This is a genomic window from Pseudomonas carassii, from assembly GCF_036324045.1.
In the GTDB taxonomy this organism is placed as follows: Bacteria; Pseudomonadota; Gammaproteobacteria; order Pseudomonadales; family Pseudomonadaceae; genus Aquipseudomonas; species Aquipseudomonas peradeniyensis.
In genome coordinates this window covers 141,272-155,840 of record NZ_JAZDCT010000009.1, presented here as the reverse complement: position 1 = coordinate 155,840, position 14,569 = coordinate 141,272, and the positions used below count along the sequence as shown (strand labels likewise).

Genomic DNA, 14,569 nt, shown 5'->3' with positions numbered 1-14,569 from the left:
CTCGACATTGATGCAGGGGACGCAACTTGTGAAATACGGTGGTGCCATTGCTGCCGTGGCCGGATTTGCCGATAGTGCCAACTATGTATTAGCGGCTCAAAGAACAGCCTCCCAGGGAGATAACCCATCCACAATATCCTATTATATTGCCGGAGGACTTGCATTTCTCTCAGCAGGTGCAGGTGTAAGCACACTTTACTTTGGCACTGCTTTCCTAGGGCCTGTAGGGTTTGCACTAATACTTGCACTTTCGGCCTACACGTTTGCTTCGATAGCTAAAAAAGATGAATCGTCCCCACTGGAAATCTGGGCACGCCAGTCCAGATGGGGGCTACCCGATTCGAATCGCGAGTGGCAGACCGCCGATGAAAGTGACAACTCCATAGGTGCTCTCAATGCAGCCCTATTGGGTATTACTGCGCACGTTTCAATAGACATAACATTCAAAGAAACACACCCACCAAAAACGATAGAGCCGTTCGTCACGCTGAGGGACAGCTTCTCGATTCCACTCGAAACACGTCTGAACTACACAATAACCATTCCTAACTTTGTTCACGGACAGGCAAGATACGAATGGACGGTGGTAGTTTATTCACCGGGTAGAAACACAGTACCGACAGTGTACTCGGGAGACAGCGACAAGGCAAAAACCGAGTTGCATGAGAGCACCGGTAGTTCAGAGGATAGTTCTCACCAAGGAAAGACTCTAAGAATAGAAGGGAGTACACCAACCGCAGATTTCAAAACTATCGACGCCTTTGAGTTAACAGTCAGCTATTGGCCCGACAAGGACGACACCACAAATTTCGCGAAATTAGTAAAAAAACAAGACAAACTGGACGTAAGGGGATAAAAATGAAAAAACCTATCCTGGTTCCTCCATGCTCAGGCTGGAAAGAGGACTTCCATCCTCCATTCATCTCTTCCAATGTCGCACCATCCCCCACACTATTAAGTGCAAACTACCAAGACGACACCTACCTGGAAGTATCACGACATTCAATAAGTGCTCGAGAGATACTGCTTTTGCTAGCACTAGCCACTATTCCAGTTCTTATCCTGATCACTTACGCAGTAGTCGATAGCGTAATATATAGTCTGTACAATCTTATGCTGGCCGGAATCCTTACACTACTTGCAGGCATATGGCAGACAACTTTATTCCTTCGCGCAGCCAGCATGCCCCCGCGCGATGAACCAATACGTTTCAACCGTGCCCGTCAAAAAATTTACGCCTACAATTTCAATTTCTGTTGGTGGAACCCCTTCATTCCATGGCCAATAAAAATCGTCAGTTACGACTGGAAGGATGTACGCGCAGAACGCTGGAGAAAACAAGCCGTAACCCACCAAGGCTCGCACCTCGTAAAGACAGGGATCATGTTGTCCATCGTGGCGCCAGGCACCAACAACGTCATCGACCGATTCCCCTTGAACAACGCTTACGGTGAAGCATCGATTTGGGCCTATATATGCACTTACATGCAACATGGCCCCTCCGCTGTCCCACCCGCCCCGCTCAATAGAGACCACAACGATATCCTCTGGTGCCAATTCGCCATGCGTCTGGCACCAGAAGTCAAGTGGCCAGAAGCGATAGACCACGAATCGCGAACGGCCCCACAAACCGCTCCACTTGCACAGGTGGAGTCGCCATGAAGCCTGTCGTCCTCGTCGGCCATCGCCAACTTTGCCCTCTCCACGGGGAAGGCACTGTCATCAGTGGCGCGGCCAATGCCACAGTGAATGGTCGTGCAATCGCACGCATGGGGGATGAGCTCAGCTGCGGTGCGGTCATCGAGACTGGTGCCGCGCATACGCTAATTGAGGGCAGCCCCGCGGCGCGCCAGGGAGACAAGACAAGCCATGGCGGCACACTGATAGAAGGTGACCCCACCTGGCTGATCGAATAGGGCTAGTGCTGTGCGGCAGGCTAGCGTCGTCGAGCAAGATCATCATGACGGGCGCCACGCTATTCCCCCTGTGCGTGAAGAAGGGACTGATAACCCGGCCACAAGCAAACACACCTCGGCCTCGCGCAGAAGCTCCTGGCCTTTGCACGTGAATCAGGCCTCGTACGGCAGGAAGACCAGATTACCTATGTGATTTTCATGGCGCTGCTGGGTGAGGGCCTGACGAGCGATCCCGTCTGGCAAGCCGCCATAAATGACGCCCTCGACAAGCAAACGTCGCTTGTCGAGTCGGTAAAAACCTACCTGCATGAACAGCTTCGCTGAGGACATCGGATGTTCGACTTCAACAAATTGCTCGAAATCACTCGACAAAACTGCGAGGCCCTGGAGGCCCCCTTCGCCAGCGGGCCCGCCGTCCATTGCACGCGCACCTTCACTATCCTGCCCCTGCGCTATGCGGCCGTTGGCGGCACTACCGGCCAACGCCTGCGCTTGCCCAGCCTGCCCGATCACCTGCGCCATCCCTACAGCGTTGCCACGCTCCAGCATGCCGACTATGCCATTCGGCCACTGCGCCAAGGCTTCCTGTACGTCATGGAGAAACGCAAGCACAGCGGGCAGCACAGCCTGCACCCGCCCTATCGCATTGCGGCGAACGGTTCATTGTCGCTGGTTGCTCCCGGGCAGTCCGAGCCGGACGCCACAGACGCCCACACCCTGCGCGACATGATTCGCAACACGGCCTTGGCGTTCAATGTCCATGACCTCGAAGACCTGGCTGAACTGCGCCTGTTCTACAGCCCCGACCCGCTGACCGAAGCGGCCCAGCAGCAACTGCTGCGTCGACGCGACAGGCTGCCGCCCGTGGATGTTGCCGCCTTCACCGGCCTTGGCTGCCCGACGCCCAGGCCTTATGTGCTGCGCCATGACCAGCTGGATCTGGTCGCCGATTTCGCTGCGGAAACCGACAGCTCATTGCGCAAGCTGCTGGACAACCAGCTGTTCAGTGAAACCAGCGTCCACTCGCTGACAGCAGCCCGGTACATGCTGGGCCCGGTTGCCGGCAAACCCGAGGCCCGTGGTATCGCGGTGGTGGTGGAGGATGCCATCGGCATCACCCAGCAACTCAATGCCTGGCGCAACGCGGGCATGGAGCACCTGAAGGATTGGCTGGAAGCCACGGAGTCGATCGCGGGAAAACCCGGCCCCAGCAACGAGCGCAAGGTGCTGGTCGCCCAGGCCTTCACCGAACTGCATCAGCAATTCAGTGAGCGCAAGGTCGCCGCGCTGGTCGACCGTCACAAAGAGGCCATGCGCGCCCACCTCGCCGGTGCCGATCAGGGCGCCAACCCGCAGATGGCCGCCTGGTGGGCGCAGGCCAAGGAGGGCATTCTCGATACCGCAGCCGCACTCAGGCGCCAGGACCTTGAGGCCCGGGCGAACAACAGCGAGTTCGCCCGGCAGTTCGAAGCGCGCTACCTGCCACACGTCGACCTCAAGGCCATGCACGACCAGCTTGCCTGGTTCGAATCCCACGGCCTCGAAGCGCAGCGTCTGGCCGACGTGCGGGCCGACGACCATCTCGTCTGGCTGCAATCTGAGCAACTGCTCGCGGCCCTGGCCTACTACGACGAGAACGACCTGCGCAGCGGCCTGTGCTTCGCTCACCAGACCGGGCTCAGCGTGGTCGGCATGGAGGGCGTGTCAGCCGGGGCGCGGCTGCTCGCCCAGTGGTGGCATGCCGACACGCTGACGCCCGACAACCTGGCCCTGCGTTCCTTCGTCTTCAACCAGCGCGCCATTGCCGAGGTGCTGGAGCAGACACGCCAGGCGTTGCAAGCGCTGCCACCGGAATACGATCACTGGCAGCAGGTGGACACCTCGCTCAAGTACGCCAAGGAACTCGCCTCGCAGTTCGGCCGGGTGGACGGCCATCTCGACCAGCTGGCCCAGCACAGCGCCCTCAACACCGCCGGCGCCTTGGCCTGGCTGGGTCAACTGGGGCGCCAGAGCCTGCAGGCCGGCGCCCCCGGCAACATGGATCGCCTGCTGTACCGGCGCCTGGGCACTTACCTCATTGCCTCGCTGGGCGAGCAAGCCATCAACCTGCGCCTGAGTGAACACGCACTCGAGGGTGACACCCCCTCGCGAGGACGGGTGGCGGCCCCCATGGTCCGACGCCTTGATCGCGCCTATGTGGAGACGTTGCAGGGCGCTCATGCTCATTCGTTCTATCGGCTCCGGCTGGCCAGTGGGCTGCTCCTTCTGGAGGCGGGACTGCTCCTGTTGCAGGGGCAGCGGGATGACAAGGACCGGCGCTTCTGGAGCGAGGTGGTGGCCGCAGGATTGGCCAGTGCGGCGGCGGGGTTCGAGCTACTGGCGGTGGGGACCGAACAGACCCTGCTGGGCGTCGGGCGGAACAGCGCGATTGCGCGGGGAGCGGACATCAGCCTGGGGCGTTATCGGCTATGGGGGGCGGGATTGGCGACGGTGGGTGGCGTTGTCAGTATTGCGTGGGACGTTTCAGATGCGAGAGAAGCCGACGTTCGATCTAAATCATTGCTGGCGACGACTTATTGGCTGCGAGCTGGATCTACGACCGCCCTACTTTTGGGGCAGGGAGGAATAGCGTTTTCACAAGCGAGTGCGTTTTTCCAATGGCTATCAATGAGTGCCAACCAAACATGGAGAAGCAGCTTATACGCTACCCTTTCCACTCTTTCCGCACGGCTAGCCGCGAACCGAGCAGCAATGATGTTTCTGAGTCGCTTGAGCTGGATAGGCGGCGCAATTGTACTCGGCACCACTATAACCTTACTCATCATCGATGATGACGCACTGGAGAAGTGGTGCAGCAAATGTTGCTTCCGCCTTAAATCATCCAACAAAGGATACATAAAGGACACCGAAGAACTCGAAGCCTTATTCAGCGCCATGAGTGAGGTCATATAATGTATTTTGTTGAATGGCTTGCATGGCTGGCCGCCATTGACCCCAAAGAAGAACGCGAAGCCTTTAAAAAGCAGAACAGAACAATTAAGAACAGAGGGGTGTACGAAAGCGAAGACGAAGAATACGTTGCAGCCGCAAAAAAATCAGTATGCAAAACCCCAAAAAGCCGTGGCCCAGTCTACGTGTACAACGAGCATGTGCTCGAAATGCGCTGCGGCATGTGGGAGGACAAGCGCGGGCTGATCAGCATATTATCTCTCACCATAATAATGCTGATAATCAGCGGACTAGAAATTGCTTCCCACTCGATAATGATATTGATCGATCTTGCTTCTAATTATCAGGGAGAGCCGTATGGTGAGAGGCTATATCTAGCAGTTTTCTTTCTCAGCACAACCCTCTGCATCTTGTGGTTTTACCTGAAATATGTTTTCCGTTTCACACGCTTTGAAATGTTCACATCACGCCACTTGTTGATACGCTTCAACCGCACCACCCAACAAGTCTACCTCCACCGCCCGCCATACTGCGGAGGGATCGTCACGCTCCCGTGGAACGGCGTATCGTCCAGCGGCTCTGATAAAAAGTATGCTCCGCCAGGTGGCATGGGCATGCCTCTGGAACTCATATGGTCGCCCGTGTTCACTGGCACACTGCGTCCCGAACTGATCTGGGTAGGCAAATCCGCCAATAATTTCGCGGAGCTTCAAGCCGAATGGGAGTTCATCCGTCGCTTCATGGATGAGGGCCCAGAGGGTCTACCGCGCCCCCACATCACCTCGCACTTCCCCTGGCCCTGGCAAGCCTTCACGCCTCAATTCGAAGGCCTGACCCACTACTTCCGCAGTTCCTCACGCGTCCTCAAATGCGGCCTACTGCTGCTCTCTCCTGCCTTCCTAATCATCGGAACAGGCCACTGGGTGAGTCTTCTGCTGTGCTGGAAACCTCGCTGGCCCAGGATCATCCGTGAAGCCGGCCTGCCGGGAAAACCCGTCCCGGCAGTGACCACCGTTGACGATTACCCACCTCATATTCAGGAGAGACTGCGGGAGAACGCCTACCTCTGGACTATACGCCCAGGCAAACGACCGGAGAGGAAACCCCGTGTCTCTAAACGTCGGCCCAAAAGCCAAAGTCAAACTCCCAATATCGAGAAGGATGCGCCCCATGAGGTCGACAGTATCGATCAGCCGTAGACCCAGGCTGTTGGTCGGCATGGAGGGCGTGTCAGCCGGTGCTCGCCAGTGGTGGCGTCCGCCGGCACTCACCCCAGGCCTTGGTGAGCACAGCATCATGGCCGCAATGTTAAACGTCATGTACTGGCCAGACCGAAACTCTCCTGAGGCCTACGCACACTTAGAAATCCAGGCGGTCAACGAATGACTAAAATCAATGAACATCTACCTAGCCACCCCCTAGGTTGGAAATATGATCTAGCTCTTCCCCACGAAGAGCCGACCCAACGATTAAATTCACTCCTACTACCACCCACACCAAACAAAATAAATAATACTTATATAGAGATCCCAAGATCAACACTAAAAATCAGGGGCATCGGCCTCATCGGTGGAAGCATCGCCATGCTGCTGGGTTTACTACCAATCTTAACCTTAGTTCATACCACATTAATCGAAGGAGAGAAAATTGGATTAGACTTCGCAATAATTCTAACCATAATTACCGCTGCCTACTGGGTAACGATACCTCTCGTACGCCTGGACATTGAGCTACCGCGCGACGAGCCAATCCGTTATAACCGGCTCCGACAAAAAGTTTATTTTTACGAGTACCGACAAGACAGGGTTCGGGTACTCAGCAAAAAACACTGGGGGGTACGCCCTGTCGTTTATAACTGGAGCGACCTCATCGCCGAGGTCTATAGCCTTTATGCGCCGATGGGCAACGGCGGACTCGTTGAGAATATCGTCATCGCCGTACGCAAGACAGGTACCAACGAAATAATCGACCGCCTGTTCTTCAGTCATGACCTTGAGGATGGCAAGCAATACTGGGAGATCATCAGACTCTTCATGCAACAGGGCCCCGACGCCCTTCCCACCTTTGTTCGCCCACCCCGCGATTGGGACAATGACTTCGAACTCACCCCCATTCGCCGATTGGCCCCCAGGGTGCAATGGCCGGAAGCGATAGACCGTGAGTCCCGTACTGGCCCTACAGCAGGAGAACCCACATGAAACCAGTCGTCCTTGTAGGCCACCTGCACGAGTGCCCGCTGCATGGCGCGGGTGTGGTGGAATCCGGCAGTGAAACCTATCAGTTCAATGGCAAACCCGTTGCCCGGGTCGGGGACCGTATCAGCTGTGGGGCGCTGATCGAGACAGGGGCCGCGCACTTTCTCATCGATGGCAAGTGCGTTGCACGCCAGGGCGATCGCACCAGTCATGGTGGCACGCTTGTCGAGGGGGACTCGGGGTGGCTTCTCGACTGACAGGTGCTTGTGCCTTGGGGCAAGAGACGCCATGCACCTGCAACCACCAAATCCCAGGCACAAAAAAAGAGGCCTTTCGGCCTCTTCTTTGTGATCCCAGCGACGCACTGTGGATCGAATTTGGAGCGGGAAACGAGACTCGAACTCGCGACCCCGACCTTGGCAAGGTCGTGCTCTACCAACTGAGCTATTCCCGCGTCGGGATGGGTGCCATTCTAGCGATTTCCAGAACGGCGTCAACCCCTTGATTCAAAAAAACTTTTACTTCTGCTCCGAACCTTCGCGCAGGTGCGGCCAGGCGGCCAGCAGGTAGTGCACCATCGAGATCAGGGTCAGGCCCGCCGCCACCAGCAGCAGCCCATAGCCCAGCACCACCCAGAAGGTCAGCAGCGGCGGGTTGGCCAGCAGGATCACCAGCGCCAGCATCTGCGCGGCGGTTTTCCACTTGCCCAGGTTCGACACCGCCACGTGGGCGCGGGCGCCGAGCTCGGCCATCCACTCGCGCAGCGCCGAGACGACGATCTCGCGGCCGATGATCACCGCCGCCGGCAGCGTCAGCCAGAAGTTGGCGTGCACCTGCACCAGCAGGACCAGGGCCACGGCGACCATCAGCTTGTCGGCCACTGGGTCGAGGAAGGCGCCGAACGGGGTGCTCTGCTGCAACCGACGCGCCAGGTAGCCGTCGAGCCAGTCGGTGGCGGCGGCGATGGCGAACACCGTGCTGGCGGCCATGTAGCTCCAGTGATAGGGCACATAGAACAGCAGGATGAAGATCGGGATGAGCAGGACGCGTAGAACGGTGAGCAGGTTTGGAATATTCATCGGTACGACTGGCTGCGAGTTGAACCCGGCATTCTACTCGCTATGCAGGCTGGCATAAATCGACTCGGCAAGCTTTTTACTGATGCCGGGGGCTTTGGCGATCTCGTCGATACTGGCGCGGTTGAGCTCCTGCAGGCCGCCGAAATGTTTCAGCAGGTCGCGACGGCGCTTGGGGCCGACCCCGGCGACGTCCTCCAGGCTCGAGGTGCGCCGGGCCTTGCCGCGCCGGGCGCGGTGGCCGGTGATGGCGAAGCGGTGGGCTTCGTCGCGGATCTGCTGGATCAGGTGCAGGGCCGGCGAGTCGCCCTTGAGGGTGAACTCGTGGGCCACGTCGTTAAGGTACAGGGTCTCGAAGCCGGCCTTGCGGGTCACGCCCTTGGCCACCCCCAGCAGCGTCAGGTCAGCAAAGCCCAGTTCCTGCATCACGTCGCGGGCCATGTTCAACTGACCCTTGCCGCCGTCCACCAGCAGCACGTCAGGTAGCTTGCCCTCGCCGTCCTTGATCCGCCCATAGCGGCGCTGCAAGGCCTGGTGCATGGCCGCGTAGTCGTCGCCAGCGGTGACGCCCTCGATATTGAAGCGGCGGTAGTCGGACTTGAGCGGGCCTTCGGGGCCGAACACCACGCAGCTGGCCACAGTGGCTTCGCCGCTGGAGTGGCTGATGTCGTAGCACTCCAGGCGCTGCGGCACCTCGTCCAGGTCGAGCACCTGGGCCAGCGCCTCGAAGCGCGCGGCCATGTGCTGGCGGTTGGCCAGGCGGGCATTGAGGGCCTGCTCGGCGTTGGTCACCGCCAACTGCTGCCAGCGCGCGCGGGTGCCGCGCACCCGGTGGCTGATGCTGATCTCGCGGCCGCGCAGGGTCTGCAGCGCCTCGCTGATGGCGGCGAAGTCATCGTGCACCACGTTGACGATCAGCTCGCCCGGCAGCTCGCGCTCGGCGTTACCCAGGTAGTACTGGGAGAGGAACGCGGCCATGACTTCGGCCACCTCTTCCTCGATGCCCACCTGCGGGAAGAAGTTCTTGCTGCCCAGCACCCGGCCACCACGCACGCTGATCAGGTGCACGCAAGCGCCGCCCGGGTTGACGAAGGCCGCCACCACGTCGACATCACCCGAACCGCCTTCCATGTACTGCTGGTCCTGGACCCGGCGCAGCAGGGCGATCTGGTCGCGCAGCTCGGCGGCCTTCTCGAAGTTCAGGGCCATGGCGGCCTTTTCCATCTCGGCGCTGAGCTCGTTGCCCAGCTGCTGGCTGCGGCCTTCGAGGAACATCACCGAGTGGCGCACGTCCTCGGCGTACTCCTCGGCGGCGACCAGCCCCACACACGGCCCCTTGCAGCGCTTGATCTGGTACTGCAGACACGGGCGGGTGCGGTTGGCGTAGTAGCTGTCCTCGCACTGGCGCACCGAGAACGCCTTCTGCAACAGGCTCAGGCTCTCGCGGATGGCACCGGCGCTGGGGTACGGGCCGAAATAACGGCCCTTGGCCTTCTTCGCGCCACGGTGGATGCCCAGGCGCGGGAACTCACCGTCGGACAGGAACACGTACGGGTAGGACTTATCGTCACGCAGCAGGATGTTGTAGGGCGGCCGCCATTCCTTGATCAGCGTCTGCTCGAGCAGCAGCGCCTCGGTCTCGTTGGCGGTGATGGTGGTTTCGACCTGGGCGATGCGCCCCACCAGGGCAGCCGTCTTCGGCGCCAGCCCGGTCTTGCGAAAATAGCTGGCCAGGCGCTTCTTGAGGTTCTTGGCCTTGCCCACGTACAACAGCCGGGCCTCGGCGTCGAACATCCGGTACACGCCCGGGCGACCGCTGCAGGTCGCCAGGAACGCGCTTGCATCAAAAGGTTGTGACATGAGGTGTGCTTACAGACTTGCGTCGACCATACCGTGGCGGACGGCCAGCAAGGTCAGTTCGACGTCGCTGGTGACCGAGAGTTTTTCGAAGATTCGATAACGGTAAGTATTGACGGTCTTGGGGGACAGACACAACTTGTCAGAGATGATCTGTACCTTCTGGCAGCCGACGATCATCAGCGCAATCTGGATTTCCCGCTCGGACAGCGCATCGAACGGCGAGCCCTGGGGCTGGAACGACTTGAGCGCCAGCTGCTGGGCGATCTGCGGGCTGATGTAGCGCTGGCCGGCAAAGGCCAGGCGGATCGCCTGGACCATTTCGTCGAGCCCGGCGCCCTTGGTGAGGTAGCCCGCGGCCCCCGCCTGCAACAGGCGGGTGGGGAACGGGTCTTCCTCGCACACGGTCACCGCGACCACCTTGATGTCCGGATGACTGCGCAACAGCTTGCGCGTGGCTTCCAGACCACCGATCCCTGGCATCTTCACGTCCATCAGGACCACGTCCGGCTTGAGCTCACGGGCCAGCTTGAGGGCGGACTCGCCGGAGTCCGCCTCCCCCACCACCTGCAGCCCGTCGATGTCGGCCAGCATGCGTGTGATGCCGGTACGCACCAGATCGTGATCGTCGACCACCAGGACCCTAATCAAGCAGACACCTCGTCAGTGGGGCGATTGGATCCCGCCACCTTAACAAAATTTTTCACAACGAACCTAGCGCAAAGCGTCATGGAAATATGCCTGCCGGTCAGGCCGGCGCATGCGCAGCACATCCGAACCGCCCTCTTCGCCCGCCAGGCGGTTGAGCAGGTGCCAGACCGCGGCCTGGTCGGCCGGGGGCAGCCGGCGAAAGGCGCCGAGCAGCCGGTTCTCGTCGGACGTAAGGCTATCCAGCGGCGCGGGGGTGTGCACGCCGCTCAGCACATAGAGTGCATCGACGCCCTTGCTGGCAACCGCCGCGAGGTAGTCCATGCGCGGCGTGCGTTCGCCGCTCTCGTACTTGCCCTGGGCGTTGGGCTCGACACCGCCGATATCGCCAAAGATACGCTGGGTCAGCCCCAGGCGTTCGCGCTCTTCTCTGAGTCGCGGACCGAATCCGTTCATCTGCTTGCCTCCTTTGCATGAATGGAAGAAGGGTGCATCCCGCACCCGAGTGAATGCCTGTGCAGTCCTCCGGCACTATGCCAATTGGATCCAATCCTTGCAAGCCATCATTGCGCCACGGTCCGACGACAGGGGGACACGGGAGCGTCCGACGACAACTGGAAACAGCCCTAGCCAACATCTGCAACTACTAACAAAGGCAACGGAAAAGCGTATATCGAAGCGCCACCAAAGCGGCGTAGAAAGTGGTGAAAACCACCATTTTGACGTCATTTTATCGACACTAACATGGATATAGATTTTTTGACGCCTAACTTTCATCCAACTTTAACTTATTGTTTTTGAATGATTTTTTAACTTTCATACAGAACTTTTAGAATTTTCAAATCTCACAAGACAACAACACTTGCCGAACTATCGGAAAACTCCTTAGGATATAAAAAGACCACCAAGAAACAGCCTGCATCGCTACCGTTCTAGCGCGGCTTGATCCTGCGCGTCTGGCATTTCCATAACTTCTTGAACTGAGTATCTCGGCCGGCCTTGCGCCGCGCCTGGGGAGAGGGATCTATGAACATCAGTATCTTCGGACTTGGCTATGTGGGGGCGGTCTGCGCCGGCTGCCTGTCGGCACGCGGACACCAGGTACTGGGGGTGGACGTCGCCCAGGCGAAGATCGACATGATCAACCAGGGCCGCTCGCCCATCGTCGAGCCGGGCCTGGAGCAGCTGCTGCTCGACGGCGTGCGCCAAGGCCGCCTGCGCGGCACCACCGATGTCCAGGCGGCGATCCTGGCCACCGAGCTGTCGCTACTGTGCGTCGGCACGCCGAGCAAGGCCAACGGCGACCTCGACCTGGTGTACATGGAAGCGGTGTGCCGGGAGATCGGCGCGGCCCTGCGCGACAAGGCCAGCCGCCATACCGTGGTGGTGCGCAGCACGGTGCTGCCGGGCACGGTGAAGAACGTGGTCATCCCACTCCTCGAACAGGCCTCGGGCAAGCAGGCCGGTCGTGATTTCGGCGTGGCGGTCAACCCGGAGTTCCTGCGCGAGAGCACGGCGATCCAGGACTACGACTTCCCGGCCATGACCGTGATCGGCGAGCTCGACAGCCGTTCGGGCGACCTGCTCGCCGCGCTGTACGAAGGCCTCGACGCCCCGGTGATCCGCAAGTCGATCGAGGTCGCCGAGCTGATCAAGTACACCTGCAACGTCTGGCACGCCACCAAGGTCAGTTTCGCCAACGAAATCGGCAACATCGCCAAGGCCTCGGGGGTCGACGGCCGCGAAGTGATGGACGTGGTCTGCCAGGACTACAAGCTCAACCTGTCGCGCTACTACCTGCGCCCGGGCTTCGCCTTCGGCGGCTCGTGCCTGCCCAAGGACGTGCGCGCCCTCACCTACCGCGCCAGCCAGCTGGACGTGGCGCACCCGCTGCTGGCCTCGATCATGGACAGCAACCGCAATCAGGTACAGAACGCCTTCGACCTGGTGACCCGGGCCGGCAAGCGCCGCATCGCCCTGCTCGGGCTAGCCTTCAAGGCCAACAGCGACGACCTGCGCGAAAGCCCGCTGGTAACCCTGGCCGAGCAGCTGATCGGCAAGGGCTACGACCTGCGCATCTTCGACGCCAACGTCGACCACGCCCGTCAGTTCGGCGCCAACCGCCAGTACATCGAGCAGCAGATCCCCCACATCAGCGCCCTGCTGCGCAGCGACCTGCAGCAGGTGATCGACGAGGCCGAGGTGATCGTGCTGGGCAACAACGACGAGCGCTTCGTCCAGGCCCTGGACGTCGGCAACGGCAAGCAGGTGATCGACCTGGTCGGCTTCATGGCCGGCAGCAGCGACGCCCAACGCCACGGCATCTGCTGGTAAGGCACGCCGCCGCCCGCCGTCACGGCGGGCCCCGACCCAAGGAGCTACAACGCCATGGAACGACAGCAACAGCGGCCTTTCGCGGCCCCGGGGTACATGCGCGCGGCGGCCGGTTTCTGCGCCTGGGCGCTGCTCGCCGGGCTGATAGCCCTGGCCGCGCAGATGGTCGCGCCACAGTACCTGGACCCCGGCCACCACCAGTTCATCTTCATCATCGGCACCCTGGGCATGTGGCGCTATGGCAACGCCATCGTCCACTACCTGCGTGGCATGTACTTCCTGCACTGGCGCTTCCCGCGCCTGCGCCGCCGGGTCGAGCGCCTGGGTGACGCGGCCTTGCCGTCGCACATGTTCATGGTGGTGACCAGTTTTCGCATCCCCACCCACACCACCTTCAAGGTGTACCAGTCGGTGTTCCAGGAGGTGCAGCGGCTGAAGGTGCCGTGCACGGTGATCGCCTCGATCGTCGAGAAGGGCGACGAGCAGTTCATCAAGGACATCATGCGCGACGAGGTCCGGGGCCGCGACGATATCGGCCTGGTGATCGTCCGCGCCCGCGGCACCGGCAAGCGCGATGGCCTGGCCCACGCCTTCCGCGCGCTGTCGCGGCAGATGCCGCTGGACGACGCGGTGGTCGGCGTGGTCGACGGCGACACCATGATGCTGCCCGGCTGCGTCGAGCGGGCGGTCAAGCTGTTCGCCGTGCTGCCCGACGTCGGCGGCCTGACCACCAACGAGTTCTGCGAGGTCGAGGGCAGCCGCTGGATGCGCCAGTGGCACTCGATGCGTTTCGTCCAGCGGCACATCAACATGTGCTCGATGGCCCTGTCGCACCGGGTGCTGACCCTCACCGGGCGGCTGTCGTTCTTCCGCGCCGGGGTGATGACCGACCCGGACTTCATCCGTGACGTCGAGGCGGATTTTCTCGAACACTGGCGCCTGGGCCGCTTCCAGTTCCTCACCGGCGACGACAAGTCGAGCTGGCTGAGCCTGATGCGCGCCGGCTGGGACACCTTCTACGTGCCCGACAGCCACACCCTGACCGTCGAGCACCCACCCAGCGACAGTTTCTGGGTGGCCACCCGCCAGTTGATGTTCCGCTGGTACGGCAACTCGCTGCGGCAGAACTTTCGCGCCACCGCCCTGCTCGGCCGCGCGCGCCTGGGGCTGTTCACCCTGTACGTGCTGCTCGACCAGCGGGTGTCGATGTGGACCTGCCTGATGGGCCTGACCGCCTCGGTGCTGGCCGGCCTGGTGTTCGGCATCCAGTACCTGCTGGTGTACCTGTTCTGGGTGCTGGTCTCACGCAGCCTGGTGACGGTGCTGTTCGTCTTCGCAGGGCACCCGGTCAGCCCGATGTACCCGTTCGTTCTCTATTACAACCAGATCGTCGGTTCGCTGATGAAGGTCTACGCGATGTTCCACATGGACCAGCAACGCTGGACGCGGCAGAAGACCACCCTGGCCACCGGCAGCGTCGACTTCGACGCCAGCCTCAACCGCTGGTCCTCGAAGGCGATGCTGTGCTCCTCAATCGCCATCTTCTTCGGGGTCATCACCGTTCTCCTGGAACTCACGCAACGTTAAGGAAAGG

The 14,569-nt window shown here is 60.5% G+C and carries 13 protein-coding genes, 1 tRNA gene and 1 pseudogene; 10 read left to right on the top strand and 5 right to left on the bottom strand.

Translation table 11 applies throughout. The annotated features are described in order from the left end of the window. The 8 genes and pseudogenes from V0R62_RS09550 to V0R62_RS09515 form a co-directional block, all read left to right on the top strand. Positions 1 to 856 (top strand): annotated as a pseudogene (locus V0R62_RS09550) (hypothetical protein); the annotation flags it as partial. Positions 857 to 858: 2 nt separating this feature from the next. After that, complete coding sequence (locus tag V0R62_RS09545) at positions 859 to 1,662, top strand: DUF6708 domain-containing protein (protein WP_330103554.1); 804 nt, start codon at positions 859 to 861, stop codon at positions 1,660 to 1,662. Next, complete coding sequence (locus V0R62_RS09540; protein WP_330103553.1) at positions 1,659 to 1,916, top strand: PAAR domain-containing protein; 258 nt, start codon at positions 1,659 to 1,661, stop codon at positions 1,914 to 1,916. Before V0R62_RS09545 ends, V0R62_RS09540 begins: the two co-directional genes overlap by 4 nt. Positions 1,917 to 2,114: 198 nt before the next feature. Continuing rightward, positions 2,115 to 2,240, top strand: a complete 126-nt coding sequence (locus V0R62_RS09535) for a hypothetical protein (RefSeq protein WP_330103552.1) — start codon at positions 2,115 to 2,117, stop codon at positions 2,238 to 2,240. Between the two features lie 9 nt (positions 2,241 to 2,249). After that, the gene (locus V0R62_RS09530; RefSeq protein ID WP_330103551.1) at positions 2,250 to 4,868 is read left to right on the top strand and encodes a T6SS effector BTH_I2691 family protein; all 2,619 of its coding nucleotides are present in this window, start codon (positions 2,250 to 2,252) and stop codon (positions 4,866 to 4,868) included. Beyond that, positions 4,868 to 6,064: a DUF6708 domain-containing protein gene (locus V0R62_RS09525; RefSeq protein ID WP_330103550.1), complete on the top strand. Its 1,197-nt coding sequence runs from the start codon at positions 4,868 to 4,870 to the stop codon at positions 6,062 to 6,064. The genes V0R62_RS09530 and V0R62_RS09525 overlap by 1 nt, the downstream gene beginning before the upstream one ends. 183 nt (positions 6,065 to 6,247) lie before the next feature. After that, a complete protein-coding gene (locus V0R62_RS09520) occupies positions 6,248 to 7,063 on the top strand; it encodes a DUF6708 domain-containing protein (RefSeq protein ID WP_330103549.1) in 816 nt (271 codons plus the stop codon). Beyond that, positions 7,060 to 7,317, top strand: a complete 258-nt coding sequence (locus V0R62_RS09515) for a PAAR domain-containing protein (RefSeq protein WP_330103548.1) — start codon at positions 7,060 to 7,062, stop codon at positions 7,315 to 7,317. Before V0R62_RS09520 ends, V0R62_RS09515 begins: the two co-directional genes overlap by 4 nt. 121 nt (positions 7,318 to 7,438) lie before the next feature. Here V0R62_RS09515 and V0R62_RS09510 read toward each other — a convergent pair. The 5 genes from V0R62_RS09510 to V0R62_RS09490 all read right to left on the bottom strand — a co-directional run bounded on the left by V0R62_RS09510 (position 7,439) and on the right by V0R62_RS09490 (position 11,097). Then, a tRNA-Gly gene (locus tag V0R62_RS09510) sits at positions 7,439 to 7,514 on the bottom strand. Between the two features lie 64 nt (positions 7,515 to 7,578). Then, positions 7,579 to 8,139, bottom strand: a complete 561-nt coding sequence (gene pgsA / locus V0R62_RS09505) for a CDP-diacylglycerol--glycerol-3-phosphate 3-phosphatidyltransferase (protein ID WP_028692524.1) — start codon at positions 8,137 to 8,139, stop codon at positions 7,579 to 7,581. A 33-nt stretch (positions 8,140 to 8,172) separates the two neighbouring features. Beyond that, on the bottom strand, positions 8,173 to 9,996 hold the full coding sequence (gene uvrC, locus V0R62_RS09500; protein ID WP_198745421.1) for an excinuclease ABC subunit UvrC: 1,824 nt from the start codon (positions 9,994 to 9,996) through the stop codon (positions 8,173 to 8,175). 9 nt (positions 9,997 to 10,005) lie between these two features. Continuing rightward, positions 10,006 to 10,644, bottom strand: a complete 639-nt coding sequence (gacA, locus tag V0R62_RS09495; protein WP_028692526.1) for a response regulator transcription factor GacA — start codon at positions 10,642 to 10,644, stop codon at positions 10,006 to 10,008. 63 nt (positions 10,645 to 10,707) lie between these two features. Further along, positions 10,708 to 11,097, bottom strand: a complete 390-nt coding sequence (locus V0R62_RS09490; protein ID WP_330103547.1) for a helix-turn-helix domain-containing protein — start codon at positions 11,095 to 11,097, stop codon at positions 10,708 to 10,710. Positions 11,098 to 11,667: 570 nt separating this feature from the next. On the opposite strand from V0R62_RS09490, the gene V0R62_RS09485 reads away from it, so the two are divergent. Continuing rightward, complete coding sequence (locus V0R62_RS09485) at positions 11,668 to 12,975, top strand: nucleotide sugar dehydrogenase (protein ID WP_330103546.1); 1,308 nt, start codon at positions 11,668 to 11,670, stop codon at positions 12,973 to 12,975. Between the two features lie 54 nt (positions 12,976 to 13,029). After that, on the top strand, positions 13,030 to 14,562 hold the full coding sequence (locus tag V0R62_RS09480; RefSeq protein WP_330103545.1) for a glycosyltransferase: 1,533 nt from the start codon (positions 13,030 to 13,032) through the stop codon (positions 14,560 to 14,562). The last annotated feature ends 7 nt before the right edge of the window (positions 14,563 to 14,569 follow it).

Coding starts and splice junctions, on each gene's coding strand:
- V0R62_RS09535 (WP_330103552.1), top strand. CDS start 2,115: ATGGCGCTGCTGGGTGAGGGCCTGACGAGCGATCCCGTCTGGCAAGCC.
- V0R62_RS09540 (WP_330103553.1), top strand. CDS start 1,659: ATGAAGCCTGTCGTCCTCGTCGGCCATCGCCAACTTTGCCCTCTCCAC.
- pgsA (WP_028692524.1), bottom strand. CDS start 8,139: ATGAATATTCCAAACCTGCTCACCGTTCTACGCGTCCTGCTCATCCCG.
- V0R62_RS09530 (WP_330103551.1), top strand. CDS start 2,250: ATGTTCGACTTCAACAAATTGCTCGAAATCACTCGACAAAACTGCGAG.
- V0R62_RS09490 (WP_330103547.1), bottom strand. CDS start 11,097: ATGAACGGATTCGGTCCGCGACTCAGAGAAGAGCGCGAACGCCTGGGG.
- V0R62_RS09515 (WP_330103548.1), top strand. CDS start 7,060: ATGAAACCAGTCGTCCTTGTAGGCCACCTGCACGAGTGCCCGCTGCAT.
- V0R62_RS09480 (WP_330103545.1), top strand. CDS start 13,030: ATGGAACGACAGCAACAGCGGCCTTTCGCGGCCCCGGGGTACATGCGC.
- V0R62_RS09525 (WP_330103550.1), top strand. CDS start 4,868: ATGTATTTTGTTGAATGGCTTGCATGGCTGGCCGCCATTGACCCCAAA.
- V0R62_RS09545 (WP_330103554.1), top strand. CDS start 859: ATGAAAAAACCTATCCTGGTTCCTCCATGCTCAGGCTGGAAAGAGGAC.
- V0R62_RS09485 (WP_330103546.1), top strand. CDS start 11,668: ATGAACATCAGTATCTTCGGACTTGGCTATGTGGGGGCGGTCTGCGCC.
- V0R62_RS09520 (WP_330103549.1), top strand. CDS start 6,248: ATGACTAAAATCAATGAACATCTACCTAGCCACCCCCTAGGTTGGAAA.
- uvrC (WP_198745421.1), bottom strand. CDS start 9,996: ATGTCACAACCTTTTGATGCAAGCGCGTTCCTGGCGACCTGCAGCGGT.